14 protein-coding genes are annotated in these 15,257 nt (G+C 73.7%); 3 read left to right on the top strand and 11 right to left on the bottom strand.

Annotated elements, in window-relative coordinates:
* Positions 1-204: 204 nt before the first annotated feature.
* From ABTY40_RS29375 to ABTY40_RS29350, 6 genes are all read right to left on the bottom strand, one after another.
* Positions 205-1,338: an acyl-CoA dehydrogenase family protein gene (locus ABTY40_RS29375; RefSeq protein ID WP_352062292.1), complete on the bottom strand. Its 1,134-nt coding sequence runs from the start codon at positions 1,336-1,338 to the stop codon at positions 205-207.
* Positions 1,335-3,383, bottom strand: a complete 2,049-nt coding sequence (locus tag ABTY40_RS29370) for an ATP-binding protein (protein ID WP_352062291.1) — start codon at positions 3,381-3,383, stop codon at positions 1,335-1,337. The genes ABTY40_RS29375 and ABTY40_RS29370 overlap by 4 nt, the downstream gene beginning before the upstream one ends.
* Before the next feature lie 8 nt (positions 3,384-3,391).
* Complete coding sequence (locus tag ABTY40_RS29365; RefSeq protein WP_352062290.1) at positions 3,392-4,990, bottom strand: acyl-CoA carboxylase subunit beta; 1,599 nt, start codon at positions 4,988-4,990, stop codon at positions 3,392-3,394.
* Positions 4,987-6,675 (bottom strand): acyclic terpene utilization AtuA family protein, encoded by a 1,689-nt coding sequence (locus ABTY40_RS29360; RefSeq protein ID WP_352062289.1) that lies wholly within the window; start codon positions 6,673-6,675, stop codon positions 4,987-4,989. Before ABTY40_RS29360 ends, ABTY40_RS29365 begins: the two co-directional genes overlap by 4 nt.
* Positions 6,672-7,466, bottom strand: coding sequence for a TIGR03084 family metal-binding protein (locus ABTY40_RS29355; protein ID WP_352062288.1), 795 nt, complete (start codon positions 7,464-7,466; stop codon positions 6,672-6,674). The genes ABTY40_RS29360 and ABTY40_RS29355 overlap by 4 nt, the downstream gene beginning before the upstream one ends.
* 246 nt (positions 7,467-7,712) lie before the next feature.
* A complete protein-coding gene (locus ABTY40_RS29350; RefSeq protein WP_352062287.1) occupies positions 7,713-8,165 on the bottom strand; it encodes a winged helix-turn-helix transcriptional regulator in 453 nt (150 codons plus the stop codon).
* 100 nt (positions 8,166-8,265) lie between these two features.
* Between ABTY40_RS29350 and ABTY40_RS29345 the strand changes: the two genes are divergently transcribed.
* Positions 8,266-9,570: an MFS transporter gene (locus ABTY40_RS29345; protein WP_352062286.1), complete on the top strand. Its 1,305-nt coding sequence runs from the start codon at positions 8,266-8,268 to the stop codon at positions 9,568-9,570.
* A gap of 53 nt (positions 9,571-9,623) precedes the next feature.
* On the opposite strand, the gene ABTY40_RS29340 is transcribed toward ABTY40_RS29345, so the two are convergent.
* The 3 genes from ABTY40_RS29340 to ABTY40_RS29330 form a co-directional block, all read right to left on the bottom strand.
* On the bottom strand, positions 9,624-9,809 hold the full coding sequence (locus ABTY40_RS29340; RefSeq protein WP_352062285.1) for a DUF1272 domain-containing protein: 186 nt from the start codon (positions 9,807-9,809) through the stop codon (positions 9,624-9,626).
* A 118-nt stretch (positions 9,810-9,927) separates the two neighbouring features.
* Positions 9,928-10,320, bottom strand: coding sequence for a VOC family protein (locus ABTY40_RS29335; RefSeq protein ID WP_352062284.1), 393 nt, complete (start codon positions 10,318-10,320; stop codon positions 9,928-9,930).
* A gap of 114 nt (positions 10,321-10,434) precedes the next feature.
* Entirely contained in the window at positions 10,435-11,385 is a 951-nt protein-coding gene (locus tag ABTY40_RS29330) for an EamA family transporter (RefSeq protein ID WP_502990707.1), read from the bottom strand.
* A 178-nt stretch (positions 11,386-11,563) separates the two neighbouring features.
* Between ABTY40_RS29330 and ABTY40_RS29325 the strand changes: the two genes are divergently transcribed.
* Entirely contained in the window at positions 11,564-12,454 is an 891-nt protein-coding gene (locus ABTY40_RS29325; protein ID WP_352062282.1) for a LysR family transcriptional regulator, read from the top strand.
* Positions 12,455-12,509: 55 nt separating this feature from the next.
* Positions 12,510-13,478, top strand: a complete 969-nt coding sequence (locus ABTY40_RS29320; RefSeq protein WP_352062281.1) for an alpha/beta fold hydrolase — start codon at positions 12,510-12,512, stop codon at positions 13,476-13,478.
* 83 nt (positions 13,479-13,561) lie between these two features.
* Here ABTY40_RS29320 and ABTY40_RS29315 read toward each other — a convergent pair whose 3' ends face one another.
* Together ABTY40_RS29315 and ABTY40_RS29310 are read right to left on the bottom strand one after the other, a co-directional pair.
* Positions 13,562-13,822, bottom strand: coding sequence for a DUF397 domain-containing protein (locus tag ABTY40_RS29315; RefSeq protein ID WP_352062280.1), 261 nt, complete (start codon positions 13,820-13,822; stop codon positions 13,562-13,564).
* Entirely contained in the window at positions 13,800-14,648 is an 849-nt protein-coding gene (locus ABTY40_RS29310) for a helix-turn-helix domain-containing protein (protein WP_352062279.1), read from the bottom strand. The genes ABTY40_RS29315 and ABTY40_RS29310 overlap by 23 nt, the downstream gene beginning before the upstream one ends.
* Between the last annotated feature and the right edge of the window lie 609 nt (positions 14,649-15,257).

Raw genomic sequence — 15,257 nt, 5'->3', positions numbered from 1 at the left:
GCGGGAGCGTACACACGTCCTCCACAAGCGGGGGGCGGTTTACCGAAATCGGCGGGTGAGACGGCGGTCCAGGGCCGCCTGCGCCGTCGCCGTGTTCCCGTACCGGAGGGGATATCACCCCCCGGCGGCCCCCGGCGGCAGGAAGCCGCCCGAGGTCGCCGCGCTGCCCCACGAGCGGGAGGATCCACGGCTCGAACCGCCGGTTCAGTACGACCTGGGCAGCCCCAGGGTGTGGGCGGAGACGTAGTTCAGGATCATCTCCCGGCTGACCGGGGCGATCCGTGCGACCCGGGCCGCGGTGATCAGCCGGGCGAGGCCGAACTCCTTGGTCAGGCCGTTGCCGCCGAGGGTGTGGACGGCCGTGTCGACCGCCTTCACGCACGCCTCGGCCGCCGCGTACTTCGCCATGTTGGCGGCCTCGCCCGCGCCGGCGTCGTCGCCCGCGTCGTACAGCCGCGCCGCCTTCTGCATCATCAGGCGGGCGAGTTCGAGTTCGATGTGGGCCTGGGCGAGCGGGTGGGCGACGGCCTGGTGGGCGCCGATGGGGGCCTTCCAGACCTGCCGCTCCTTCGCGTACGCCACCGCACGGCCGAGGGCGTAACGGCCCATGCCGATCGCGAACGCGGCCGTCATGATCCGCTCCGGGTTGAGCCCGGCGAACAACTGGAGCAGGCCCGCGTCCTCGTCGCCGACGAGCGCGTCGGCCGACAGGTGCACGTCGTCCAGGGTGAGCTCGAACTGCTTTTCGTGGGCGTCGAGTTCCATCTCGATGTGCCGGCGGCCGAAGCCCGGCGTGTCCCTCGGGACGATGAAGAGGCAGGCCTTGAGGCTGCCGGTGCGGGCGTCGGAGGTGCGGCCGACGATCAGCGTGGCGTCCGCGATGTCGACGCCCGAGACGAAGACCTTGCGGCCGTTGAGGACCCAGCCGTCCTCGGTGCGGGTGGCGGTGGTGGTGATGCGGTGGGAGTTGGAGCCGGCGTCGGGCTCGGTGATGCCGAAGGCCATGGTGCGCGTGCCGTCGGCCAGGCCCGGCAGCCACGCGCGCTTCTGCGCGTCCGTGCCGAAGCGGGCGATGACCGTGCCGCAGATCGCGGGCGAGACGACCATCATGAGGAGCGGGGCCCCGGCGGCGCCCGCCTCCTCCAGGACGATGGACAGTTCGCTGATGCCGCCGCCCCCGCCGCCGTACTCCTCGGGCAGGTTCACCCCGAGGTAGCCGAGCTTTCCGGCCTCCGCCCACAGGGTGGCCCGGTCGAAGCCGGGGCCGTGGCGGTGGCCGAGGGCGGAGACGGCGGAGCGGAGCGCGGTGTGCTCGGCGGGCTCGATGACGGTGCTCATGCTGACGGGTCCTCCTGTGCTTCGGTCGGTACGGGGGACGGCGCGCCCGGCGGTACGGGGGACGGCGCGGCGGCCGGAGGCCCGGCCGGTGCGGTGTCCGGGGCGGCCGGCTGCCCGGCGGGGCGCGACCCGGCCGGTTCGGCCGGCTGTACGACGGCGAGCAGGGCACCGACCTCGACCTGGCGGCCGGGGACGGCGTGGAGCGCGGTGAGCGTGCCGGAGGCGGGGGCGGTGACGCGGTGCTCCATCTTCATGGCCTCCAGCCACAGCAGCGGCCGGCCGGCGGTCACCGGGTCGCCGACGGCGAGGCCGTCCGCGACCCGGACGACGGTGCCGGGCATGGGGGCGAGCAGCGAACCGGCCGCGGTCTGCTCGCGCGGGTCCTCGAAGCGGGGGCGGGCGGTGAGGCGGTGCGGCCCGACGTGGACGGTGCCGCCGTGCCCGTCCCCGGCCGTGCCCTCGTACGCCGTGACGTCGAAGTGCCGGACGACTCCGGCGATCTCCAGGCTCACCCGGCCGGGCGTCGCCGCCACGACCCGGACGCCCTCGGGGGCGGTCACCTCGTAGCCGCCGTCGCGGGTCGGCCGGTAGCGGACCTCGTGGCCGCCGTAGTGGCGGACCTCGTCCTGCGAGCGGACGTTGCGCCAGCCGCCGCCGAAGCGGCCCCGGCGGGCGGCGGCCCCGGCGAGGGCGGCGGCGACGGCCGCGTGCTCCTCGCCGGGCGGGGCGGTGGCGAGGATGTCCGGGTTCCGCTCGTAGAAGCCGGTGTCGAGCCGGGCCGGGTCGGTGAACTCGGGGTGCCGCAGCGAGGCGACGAGCAGGTCCCGGTTGGTGACGGGCCCGTGGATCCGGGCCCGCTCCAGGGTGTGCGCGAGCTTGCGCAGGGCCTCCTCACGGGTCGGGGCGTGGACGATCACCTTGGCGAGCAGGGGGTCGTAGTGGACGGTGACGGTGTCGCCCGAGACGTATCCGGTGTCGACCCGGACGGCCGGCGCACCGGCCCCGGTGCCGTCCGTGCCCGGTATCTCGAAACGGTGCAGGAGGCCGGTCTGCGGCGCCCAGGCCCGCGCCGGGTCCTCGGCGTAGAGCCGGGCCTCGACGGCGTGTCCGCGCGGCGCGGCGGGCGGTCCGGCGGGCAGCGCCCGGCCCTCGGCGACGGCGATCTGGAGGGCGACCAGGTCGACGCCGTGCACCGCCTCCGTGACCGGGTGCTCGACCTGGAGGCGGGTGTTCATCTCCAGGAAGTGCGCCCGGCCGCCGGCGACGAGGAACTCGACCGTGCCCGCCCCCACGTAGCCGACGGCCCTCGCCGCCCGCACGGCCGTGTCGATCAGTTCGGCCTCCAGGGCGGCGGTCAGACCGGGCGCCGGGGCCTCCTCGATCACCTTCTGGTGCCGGCGCTGGAGGGAGCAGTCGCGGGTGCCGAACGCGAGCACGGTGCCGTGGGTGTCGGCGAGGAGCTGCACCTCGACGTGGCGGCCGTTCTCCACGTACGGCTCGACGAACACCTCGCCGTCGCCGAAGGCGCTCGCCGCCTCCGCCGAGGCCGTCGTCAACTCGCCTTCCAGTGCGTCCAGTTCCCGTACGATCCGCATGCCGCGCCCGCCGCCGCCCGCCGCCGCCTTCACCAGGACGGGCAGGTCGGCCTCGGTGACGTCCTTCAGGGGCGCGATGCCGAGGAGTTCCTTGGCGCGGGTCTTGGACGCCATGGCCTCGATGGCCTCGGGCGGCGGGCCGATCCACACGAGGCCGGCGTCGCGCACGGCCCGCGCGAAGCCGGCGTTCTCGGAGAGGAAGCCGTAGCCGGGGTGCACGGCGTCGGCGCCCGCCGCGAGCGCCGCCCGCACGATCAGGTCGCCGCGCAGGTACGTCTCCACGGGCGCGGCCCCCGGCAGCCGTACCGTCGCGTCGGCCTCGCGGACGTGCAGCGCGTCCGCGTCCGGGTCGGAGTGGACGGCGACGGTGGCGATGCCCAGGGCACGGCAGGTGCGCAGCACCCGGCACGCGATCTCGCCCCGGTTGGCGACGAGGACGGTCTTGATCACCAGAGGCCTCACATTCGGAAGACGCCGAAGCCGCCGCGCGCGCCCTCGACCGGTGCCGTGTGGATCGCGGAGAGGCACAGTCCGAGGACCGTGCGGGTGTCGCGGGGGTCGATGACCCCGTCGTCGTAGAGCCGCCCGGAGAGGAACATCGGCAGGGACTCGGCCTCGATCTGCGCCTCGACCAGGGCCCGCAGGCCCGCGTCGGCCTCCTCGTCGTACGGCTGCCCCTTCGCCTCCGCCGAGGCCCGCGCGACGATCGACAGGACGCCCGCGAGCTGCTGCGGGCCCATGACGGCGGACTTGGCGCTGGGCCAGGCGAAGAGGAACCGGGGGTCGTAGGCGCGACCGCACATCCCGTAGTGACCGGCCCCGTAGGAGGCGCCCATGAGGACGGAGAGGTGCGGGACCTTCGAGTTCGACACGGCGTTGATCATCATGGCGCCGTGCTTGATGATGCCGCCCTGCTCGTACTCCTTGCCGACCATGTAGCCGGTGGTGTTGTGGAGGAAGACGAGCGGGATGTCGCGCTGGTTGGCGAGCTGGATGAACTGCGCCGCCTTCTGCGACTCCGCCGAGAACAGCACCCCTTGGGCGTTGGCGAGGACGCCGACCGGGTAGCCGTGCAGCCGTGCCCAGCCCGTCACCAGGCTCGGCCCGTACAGCGGCTTGAACTCGTCGAAGTCGGAGCCGTCGACGATCCGGGCGATGACCTCGCGCGGGTCGAAGGGCGTCCTCAGGTCGCCGGGGACGATCCCCAGGAGTTCCTCGGGGTCGTACTTCGGGGGCTCTGCGGGTCCGGGGTCGGGGTGGGCCTTGCGGTGGTGGAGGCGGGCGACGATCCGGCGGGCCTGGCGCAGCGCGTCGGCCTCGTCCAGGGCGTAGTGGTCGGCGAGGCCGGAGGTGCGGGCGTGCATCTCGGCGCCGCCCAGGGACTCGTCGTCGCTCTCCTCGCCGGTCGCCATCTTCACGAGCGGCGGGCCGCCGAGGAAGACCTTCGACCGCTCCTTGATCATCACGGTGTGGTCGGACATGCCGGGGACGTACGCCCCGCCCGCCGTCGAGTTGCCGAAGACGACCGCGACCGTCGGGATGCCGGCGGCGGACAGCCGGGTCAGGTCGCGGAAGAGGGCCCCGCCGGGGATGAAGATCTCCTTCTGGGACGGCAGGTCGGCACCGCCGGACTCCACGAGCGAGAGGACCGGGAGGCGGTTGGCGTACGCGATCTCGTTGGCGCGCAGCGCCTTCCTCAGCGTCCACGGGTTGGAGGCGCCGCCGCGCACGGTCGGGTCGTTGGCGGTGATCAGGCACTCGACGCCCTCGACGACCCCGATGCCGGTGATCAGGGAGGCCCCTACGGTGTAGTCACTGCCCCAGCCGGCGAGCGGGGACAGTTCCAGGAAGGGGCTGTCGGGGTCGACCAGGAGCTCGACGCGCTCGCGGGCGAGGAGCTTGCCGCGCCGCCGGTGCCGGGCGGTGTACTTCTCGCCGCCGCCCGCGAGGGCCTTGGCGTGTTCGGCGTCGAGGGCGGCCAGCTTCTCCAGCATGGCGGCCCGGTGCGCGGCGTGGTCGGGGCCGCCGGTGTCGAGGGCGGAGGCGAGGACGGTCACAGGAGGACCTCCGGTACGTCGGTGTGGCGGGAGCGGAGCCATTCGCCGAGGGCCTTGCCCTGCGGGTCGAACCGGGACTGGGAAGCGACGCCCTCGCCGAGGATTCCGGCGACGGTGAAGTTGAGGGCCCTCAGGTTCGGCAGGACGTGCCGGGTGACGGCCAGGCCGGCGGTCTCGGGGAGCAGGGTGCGGAAGAGGTCGGTGGTGAGGGTGTGGGCGAGCCAGCGCCACTCCTCGTCCGTGCGGACCCACACGCCGACGTTGGCGTCCCCGCCCTTGTCGCCGCTGCGGGCCCCGGCGATCCGCCCGAGCGGCACGCGCCGTACGGGGCCGGGCGGGAGGGGCGGTGGAAGGGCGGGAGGCTCGGAGGGCGGTACGGGCGCGGCCGGGGGCGGGGGCACGGGCGGCGGGATCTCCTGGCGGGTGCCGTCCGGCAGGACCGCCGTGTGCGGGACGGTGCCGGCGGGCACGTACACCGCCTCGCAGATCCCGTAGGGGGAACCCTTGCCCGGTGGCGCGGTGACGTGGAAACCGGGGTAGCTGGCGAGGGCCAGTTCGATCGCGGCCCCGGTCAGGGCCCGGCCCACCTTCTCGGGGTCGGGGTCCCTGACGACGAGCCGGAGCAGGGCGCTGGCCGTCTCCTCGGTGGGGGCGTCGGGCCGGTCGGTGCGGGCGAGTTCCCAGCGCGTCCCGGCGGGCGGGGAGGGGGCGAGGGCGTCCTCGACCTGGGCCCGGACCAGGGCCGCCTTGGCCTCGATGTCGAGTCCGGTGAGGACGAACACCACCTCGTTGCGGAAGCCGCCGAGCCGGGTGCGGGCGACCTTCAGGGTGGGGGGCGGGGCCTCGCCGCGCACCCCGTCGATCCGTACCCGGTCGGGCCCCTCCCGCGTGAGCCGTACGGTGTCCAGCCGGGCGGTCACGTCGGGCCCCTCGTAGCGGGCGCCGGAGGTCTCGTACAGGAGCTGGGCGGTGACCGTGCCGAGATCGACGAGGCCGCCGGTGCCGGGGTGCTTGGTGATGACGGAGGAGCCGTCGGCGCGCAGTTCGGCGAGGGGGAAGCCGGGGCGTCGGAAGGTGCGCGGGTCGTGCCCGGTGAAGAAGGCGTAGTTGCCGCCGGTGGCCTGGGTGCCGCACTCCAGGACGTGCCCGGCGACGACCGCGCCCGCGAGCCGGTCGTACTCCCCCGGTCCCCAGCCGAAGTGCCACTGCGCCGGGCCGGTGACGAGGGCGGCGTCCGTGACCCGGCCGGTGACGACGACATCGGCGCCGGCGGCGAGGCACGCGGCGATCCCGGCGCCGCCCAGGTAGGCGTTGGCGGTGAGGACGCCCGGCCCGGGCGGCAGCCGGTCGCCCTCGACGTGGGCGATCCGGGTGGGCAGGCCCAGCTTCGCGGCGAGGGCGCGCAGCGCGTCGGCGAGGCCGGCCGGGTTGAGGCCGCCCGCGTTGGTGACGATGCGGACGCCGCGCTCGTGGGCGAGGCCCAGGCCCTCCTCCATCTGGCGCAGGAAGGTCTTCGCGTAGCCGGTGGAGGGGTCCTTGAGCTGGTCGCGGCCGAGGATGAGGAGGGTGAGTTCGGCGAGGTAGTCGCCGGTGAGGACGTCGAGTTCGCCGCCGGTGAGCATCTCGCGGACGGCGTCGAAGCGGTCGCCGTAGAAGCCGGAGGCGTTGCCGATCCGCAGGGTCACGCCCCGGCTCCCTTCGGGGCGCGCCCCTGTCCCGCCGGTCCGGCGAAGGCCTGGGCGATGCCGAGCCACCGTTCGGCGTCGGGGCCGTGTGCGGCGAGCGCGGTGTCGGCCCGGTGGACGCGCTGGGTGACGAGGAGGCAGAAGTCGAGCGCCGGTCCGGTGACGCGCTGGGCGGCGGCCTCGGGGCCGTACGTCCACAGGGTGCCGTCGGGCGCGGTGAGTTCGAGGCGGAACGGCTCGGCGGGGGCCTGCTCGCCCCGGACGAGGTAGGCGTAGTCGCGGGCCCGGTGGCCGATCCACGCCACGTGCCGGAGCCGGGCGGTCGGTGCGCGGACGACTCCGAGGGCGTCCGCCACGTCCTGCCCGTGCGCCCAGGTCTCCATCAGCCGGGCGGTGGCCATGGCGGGGGCGCTCATGGGCGGCCCGTACCAGGGGAACCGCGCGCCGGGCGGCACGGACCGCAGGGCGTCCTGGAGGCGTTCCCGGCCGGCGCGCCAACGGGCGAGCAGGTCGGCGGGCGGCAGCTTCGCCCCCTCCTCCGCGCCCTCGTCCACGAAGCGGTCGGGTGCGGCGAGGGCCTTCTCGGTCTCGGCGGCGAAGGCCTCGGCGTCGGTGGCGGCGAGGAGCGCGGCCCGGTCGGTCCAGGCGAGGTGGGCGATCTGGTGGGCGATCGTCCAGCCGGGCGCGGGGGTGGGAGCCGCCCACCCCTCCGTACTCAACTCCGCGACGAGTGCGTCGAGTTCTTCGCTCTCCTCGCGCAGATCGGCGAGGACGACGGCGGGGTCGGACACGGTGCGCTCCCCTCGGGAGACTCGCGGGCTCGGGACACGACGGCGTGCCCTGGAGCATGGCAGCGAAGCGGGAAACAATCAAGCATGCTTGCTTGAATTGATCACCCATGACATCTCGTCAGGACGGTCACGACCGGATCCCACCGCCGGACCCGGCCCGCCCCACGGGCCGTGGCGGCACGTGCACGGCGAGGGAAGGAGCCCCACCCGGAAGGCGTCCGCGAGCCGGCACCGGCCGGTGCCGGCTCAGCCCCTGGGGAGCTTGTGCACCACGGTGTCGTCGGGCCCGATCGCCCTTCCGTCCGCGGCGCGGACCACCAGGGGGCTCAGCGGGCGGCCGTGGTCGCGGTCGACCAGCTCGGAGTGCGGTTCGCCGGGAGAGAAGAAGTTCCCCTCACCCCACTGCCGCAGCGCCACGACGACCGGAAAGAGCGCCTTCCCCTTGGGCGTGAGCACGTACTCCCGGTACGCGCTGCCGTCCGACGCGGGGACGGATTCGAGGACGCCGCCGGCGACCAGATCGCGCAGGCGGGCGGCGAGGATGTTCTTCGCCACCCCGAGGCCGCGCTGGAACTCCCCGAACCTGCGGCTCCCGTCGAAGGCGTCCCGCACGATCAGCAGCGACCACCAGTCACCGATGGCGTCGACCGATCGCGCGACAGGACAGTCGCTGTCGTCGAAGCGCGTCCTCTTCACCATGACCGTCCTCATCCTCTCTGCCCCTGGTTGCAACATGCTACCAAGGAGGTCTACGGTCAGCCTGGTAGCAAGTTGAAACCAGATGGCGGAGGGGTACGGGATGGCGCGCGACGGCAGGACGGGCACGGACACGCCGGCCACGGCGCGAGGGGGGAGGCGGCACAAGGATCCCGGCGCGCCCGATCCCGCCCTGCCCCGACGCCTCGTCGTGCTCTTCGCGCTCGCCTGCGGGTCGGCCGTGGCCAACGTGTACTTCGCCCAGCCGCTCCTCGTGACCATGGGCCACGACCTCTCGATGAGCCCGGCGCTCGTCGGCGCCGTCGTCACCCTCACGCAGATCGGATACGGCGCGGGGCTCTTCCTCCTCGTCCCGCTCGGTGACGTCGTCGCTCGCGAACGGCTCGTCGTGGTCCAGATGCTCCTCCTCGTGGTGGCCCTCGTGGCCGTGGCCACCGCCCGAACCGCCGCGGTCCTCCTGGCCGCCATGGCCGCGGTGGGCCTCCTCGCCGTGGTCACGCAGACGCTGGTCGCCTTCGCCGCGTCCCTCGCGGGCCCTGCCCGGCGCGGTGGTGTCGTCGGCATGGTGACCAGCGGCGTCGTCATCGGGATCCTGCTCGCCCGTACGGCCTCCGGCCTCATGGCCGACCTCGCCGGGTGGCGCTCGGTCTACCTCGCCTCGGCCCTGCTCACCGCCCTGCTCGTCCTGGTCCTGCACCGGACGCTCCCGCCCTCCCCCACCACACCCCGGCGGCTGCGTTACAGCCGGCTCCTCCGCTCCACGTTCACGCTGTTCGCGACGGAACGGCTGTTCCGGCTCCGCGCCCTGCTCGGTCTGCTGATCTTCGCCGCGTTCAGCACCCTGTGGAGCAGCGTCGCCCTGCCGCTGAGCGAGGCCCCGCACTCGCTCTCCCACACCGCGATCGGGGCCTTCGGCCTGGTCGGCGCCGTGGGAGCGCTGGCCGCGACGGCCGCGGGCCGCCTGAACGACCGGGGCCTTTCGCAGCGGACCACCGGCATCGGCCTCGCACTGCTCACCGTCTCCTGGCTGCCGCTGTCCTTCACCCGCGACTCGCTCTGGGCCCTGGCGGTCGGCGTGATCCTCCTCGACCTCGCCGTCCAGGCCGTCCACGTCACCAACCAGGCCCTCGTCTACGAACTCCGCCCGGACGCGGGCAGCCGCCTGATCGGCGGATACATGATCTTCTACTCGATCGGCAGTGCCACCGGTGCCCTCGCCGCGACCTGGCTCCACGCCCTGGCCGGCTGGGGCGCGGTCTGCGCACTGGGCGCCGGGATCAGTTGCGCCGCGTTCCTCCTGTGGGCGTTCACCCGCACCGGGACGGAGCCCCGCCCGCGACCTCCGCGCGCCGCGTCCGGCGGCACGCCCACCTCGCCACCCTCGTGACCCGGTCGCGCTCCGCACGGCGGGGGAGGCCCGCCGGGCCGCACCGCCGTGGGTCAGGCCTTCTCCGAGCGGCGCGGGCGGACGACCAGTTCGCCGCCGCAGTTGGGGCAGACGCCGTCCATGGCGTCGGCGCAGGGGACGCAGAAGCTGCACTCGTAGGAGCAGATGCGGGCGGGCCCGTCCGGGGCGAGGGCCGCCGTCCCGCAGCGCTCGCACCGGTCTCGCATCTCCAGGGCCATGCTCGGCTCCCCTCCTCGGCGTGACGGCGACCGGTGTCGCGCGTCGGGTACGGATCCATCGTCCGGGCCGGGGCGGGGCGCCGAAACAGGCCGGCGGCCAAGGTCCGACAGGATCGGGTCAGCGGCCGGACGGACGGTGCCGGACCAGGCAGAACGGGTGCCCGGCGAGGTCCGCGTACACCCGCCACACCCGGTCGCCGCCGCCGTCGTCCAGCAGCCGCGCCCCCAGGGCCAGGACCCGCTCCTGCGCCGCGTCGAGGTCGGGGACCTGGAGGTCGAGGTGGAACTGCTGCGGACGCTCGGGATCCGGCCACGTCGGCGGCCGGTGGTCGGTGGCGCGCTGGAAGCACAGCACCTGCCCGCCCGGCACGTGCAGGGTGGTCCAGCTGTCGTCGGGCGCCCACCGCTCGTCGGGCTTGTCCACCTCCCCGCCGAGCACCGCGCGGTAGAACTCCGCGAGTTCCTGCGGATCGGGACAGTCGAGGACGACGCACTGCAATTCGGCGATCATGCGCGGCAGTTTAGGAGCCGGCACGCGGATCACCGGGGACCGACGGGCGAGCGGGGCGCCGCCGGCCGGGCGGCCCGCAGGCGCTACGCCGTGGCCCGGTGACCGGCCCCGGCCCTACGGGAGCGGAGCGGCGCCCGCGCCGCCGGCCGCCTTCCTGCGGGCCGGGCCGACCTGGGTGCGGACCGCGCCCATGCTCGCCGTGATGACGAGGGCGATGGCCAGGGCGTCGGTGACGGCCAGGGCCTGGCTGAGGACGAGGAAGCCCGCCGTGGCCGCGATGGCCGGTTCCAGGCTCATGAGGATGGCGAAGGTGGGCGCGGGCAGCTTCCGCAGCGCCAGCATCTCCAGCGTGTAGGGGAGGACGGAGGACATCAGCGCGACGGCGAGCCCGAGACCGATCGTGGACGGTACGAGGAGCTTGTCGCCCGCCTCCGCGATCCCGAACGGCACGGTCAGCACCGCGCCGAAGGCCATCGCGAGCGCGAGCCCGTCGGCCTGCGGGAAACGGCGACCGGTACGGGCGCTGAAGACGATGTACGTCGCCCACATCGCGCCCGCCGCGAGGGCGAAGCCCGCACCCGCCGGGTCGAGCCGGTCGAAGCCGCCGCCGCTGAGGAGGACGACACCGGCGAGGGCGAGCCCGGCCCACACGAGGTTGAGCAGCCGCCGGGACGCGATCACGGAGAGAGCGAGCGGGCCGAGCACCTCCAGGGTGACGGCGGCGCCCAGCGGGATCCGGTCGACGGACTGGTAGAAGAGGATGTTCATGCCCGCCATGGCGGTGCCGAAGGCGACGATGGTCCCCCAGTCGGCGCGGCCGTAGCCGCGCACCTTCGGGCGGCACACGACCAGCAGCACGGCGGCGGCCAGGACGAGCCGCAGCGTCACGACGCCGAGCGCACCCGCCCGGGGCATGAGCAGGACGGCGACGGCGGACCCGAACTGTACGGAGAGACCGCCGGCGACGACGAGCGCCACCGGCCCCAGCCGGCGGCCCGCCGGTGCCGGATCGGGGGCGGCCGGGGGCGAAGCGGCCCCCGGGGTGGTGACCGGCGCGGCCGGGATGACGTCCTTGACCGGGCTGTCCACCGGGCGACTCCTCACACTGTCAGTTCAATACTTTGCACTTCCAGTACATCATACTGAACCGCGCATCCCTTGCCGTACGCATTCCGCTTTCACGCTACGAGCCTCCCGCGCGGCTCCGGAAATGCCGATTGGGCTGGGGTTATGCTCCGGACGCATGAGCATCGAGCTGCGTCACCTCCGCTGTTTCCTCGCCATCGCGGAGGAGTCGAGCCTGACGCGGGCAGCGGCCCGGCTCCACCTCACCCAGCCGGCCGTCTCCCGTACGCTCGCCGCGCTCGAACAGCACCTCGGCGCCCGCCTGGTGGACCGCTCCACCCACCACCTGGCCCTCACGGCCGACGGTCACGCCTTCCGCGACCGGGCCGCCGCCGCCCTCGCCGCCTTCGAGGCGGCCGTCGACCCGGCCCGCCTCCACCACCGGCCCCTGCGCCTCGGACACGCCTGGTCGGCGTTCGGCCGGTACACCACGCCCCTGCTCCGCCGCTGGCAGCGCGAACACCCGGAAACCCCGCTGGAACTCCTCCGCGTGGACGACCGCACGGCCGGTCTCGCCCGGGGCGAGGTCGACGCCGCGCTCCTGCGCGGCACGGTCGAGGCCCCCGGCCTCGTCACCACCGAACTGACCACCGAACCCCGCGTGGCCGCCGTCCCCGCCGACGGGCCCCTCGCCGCCCTGCCCTCCCTCACCCTCGCGGACCTCGCGGGCGAGACGGTCGTCCTCAACACCGTCTCCGGAACCACCACACCGGCCCTCTGGCCGCCCCCGGCCCGCCCGACGAACACCCTCACCGTCGCCAACACCGACGACTGGCTCACCGCCATCGCCGCCGGCCGGGGCGTCGGTGTCTCCTCCGCCTCCACGGCCGCGCTCCACCCGCACCCGGGCGTCACCTACCGCCCGCTCACCGACGCCCCGCCGCTCCCCGTCCTCCTGGCCTGGCGCGACGCCTTCCCCCACCCGGCCACCGAGGCCCTGGCCACGATGGCCCGCGAGATCGCCGGCACCGAACGTCACGAGAAGCGGGAAAAACTCCCCAGGCCGTGACTTATCGGTGGCCGGCCTGTTGGAAAGGGCATCCCCGTCCCTCCTGGAGGCGTGTGTGGCCACCGACGCAGGCAGTGCGCAGGAACCGGAGAGCTGTCGTACAGCGTCCCCCGTCCCAGCCGGGCCGGGCCACGGCGCGACCGAGGAGAGGGCGCTGTCGTTCCACGGATTTCGCTACACCTGCCGGATCACCCCGCAGACCGCCCCGCGGACCCTCCCGGTACTGATCCTCGGAGGCTCCGAGCAGGACCGGCGCTCGTGGCTGCGGCAGGAGCGGCGGCTCGCGCCGGTGGCGACCGTGATCACGGTGGACCTCCCCGGCTACGGCGACAGCGACTTCCTCCCCGTCTCCTTCGGTATCGACTTCCTCTCCGGCGCGGTCCGCCACCTGCTGGAGGAACTGCGCATCCCCAGGGTCAACCTCGTGGGTGCCTGCTTCGGCGGGGCCGTGGGACTGCGGTTCGCCCAGCACTGTCCCGACATGCTGGAACGTCTGGCCCTCATCGGAATGTGCCTGAACATCCCACCCGACTACGCGACGTCCATGCGGCGCTGGGCGGAGTTGATCGAGCGTGGTGAGACGAGCCCCATCGCGCAGGAGCTGACGGAACGCTTCATGTCACCGCCCGGAGCGTCCCGGGTCCGCAGACACGCCGCCGTTTCCCGTCTGGTGTACGCGGGGATCGCCGGGCAGAGCCCGGAGCGGAAGCGGAAGTCCGCCGAGCACAACGCCAGACTGATGCGGCACGAGTGGTACCGCCCGGGTTCCACTCCGGACGTCCCCGCCCTGGTGGTGACCGGTGAGTTCGACACGTTGACCACCCCGGCGATGGGCCGTGAGGTGGCGCGCCGCCTGCCGGGCGCCCGGTTCCTGACGGTCAAGGAGACCGACCACCTGGCCCCCGTCGAGCGGCCGGACGACTTCGCCGACCTCCTCGTGCGCTTCTGCACGGACCTCCCGCTGGACGGCCTCCCCTACACCCATCCCGCCGAGCGGTTCAGCGTCCCCATGGTTCACCCCTGACGACGGACTCCGCCATTGCGGCGTCACCGGCCGGACCTCCTACGGCCGAACCCGAGCGGGCCGCCCGTCGAGTCCGTCGCCTGTCAGCCGAGCCGCCCCTGCGCGGCGGCGGCGACGAACGCGGCGAAGGCGGCGGGCGTGGCACGGAAGTGGGGGCCCGCGGGGTCCTTGGAGTCCCGGACGGCGACGTGGGCGGAGAGATCGGCGACCTCGACGCATTCGCCGCCGGTGTTGCCGCTGAAGGAGGACTTGCGCCAGGAGGCGGAGCCGAGGGGGGCGCACTCGATGCAGTCGCCGCCGGTGTTGCCGCTGTAGGAGGACTTACGCCAGCGCGCGTCGGTCATGCCCGGATCGGTCCCCATAGCGTTCCTCCAATACGCGCATGATCAGTTCCGCCGAATCCTCTACGGAGAGGGCGGACGCCTGCAAGTGAGCGTAACGAAGGGCCGCTTCCTTGACCGTCTCCGGGTTGGCCGTCATGTGGCCGGAGATGAGGTCTTCGGTGTAGACGATGTCTGGGTCGTCATCGAAGCGGAGGGCGTTGAACGACCCGATCAAGCTCGCGTGCTCGCCGGCTGCGAACGGCAGCACTTGGATGCGCACCCAGCGCTCTCGCCGGAAGCTCAGCAAGTGCTCCAACTGGGCTCGCATGACCTGCGACGAACCGATGGGGCGGCAGAGAGCTGCTTCGTCGAGCACGACCCACACCATCGGCGGACGCTCCCGGGTGAGAAGCCGCTGGCGGTCCATCCGCGCCGCAACCAGCTCCTCAAGGTTGTCCGGCAGCCCCGTCGCCATCACCGCTCGGGCGTACGCCTCCGTCTGGAGCAAGCCGTAGACCATCTGAGACTGGTACGTCGAGATGTACGCGGCCTTCGCTTCCATCTCCGCGTACGGCTGGAACCAGTTCGGGAGCTGGCTCCGCAGCACGAGGCCGATCAGGCGCGAGAACACGCCCCCCGTCATCAGGGCGGCGTCGATGCGCTCGGAGAAGTCCCGGGTGGGGACCTTCTTCGCGGTCTCGATCTGGCCGATGAGGGAGCCCGTGCAGTACACGATCTCGCCCAACTGGGCCTGTCGGAGGCCTGCGGCTTCGCGTAGGCGGCGGAGTTCGGATCCGTAGTAGCTCAGCGGCGAGGCGCTCGGATCCAGATCGCGGACGTTGACCACGAGGAAGTCACCCCCATTGTCGGCTTGTGGCGGAGCGTAATGGGCGAGGCGCGGTGCGGGGCCGGAAAGGGCGAACCTCCCTTCGATCGGGGGAACTTGGATTGCGGGGCGCGCGCAGGAGCGGGCGGCGCACAACGGCGTGCCCGGCTTCGCGGGCTTCTGGTCCGGCCGCCCTCTTCCCGAGAGTCGCGCCTTCCGCCGCCGCCTCAAGGGCGCTCCCTGCGGTCGCGTCGCTGCGCGATGGGCTGCGCCCACCCTTGACCCGCCGACTCCAGGCGCGTGAACACTCTCGGAGGGCGGCCCGAGGGGCGGGGCCGCCAGGGCTCGGGTATCGCTGCCCTTGTCATGCCCCCGCAGGCCGGTGGGGTGGGGCTCGGTTCGCACGTCGGTGGGCGGGCAGAGTTCCGCCGGTGGGTGGTGCGCGGGAGTGGAATGGGGCGGCCGGGTCCGGCCAAGCGTCATCCGTACGCGCAGTGTGGAGGAGCAGGCCCCGCTGGTCACCGCCGGTGGGGGTGGGTCCTCTCCGCGAGCGTTTCCGCTACGGAATGCACCCGCCGGGGGTCGGGAGGGCCGATCCGCCCGGGGTTACCCGCAGTCCGTGTCGAGTTC

It is taken from the genome of Streptomyces sp. NPDC126503 (assembly GCF_040302405.1).
GTDB classification, from domain to species: domain Bacteria; phylum Actinomycetota; class Actinomycetes; order Streptomycetales; family Streptomycetaceae; genus Streptomyces; species Streptomyces gulbargensis.
This window is presented reverse-complemented; position numbering and strand designations above follow the sequence as displayed.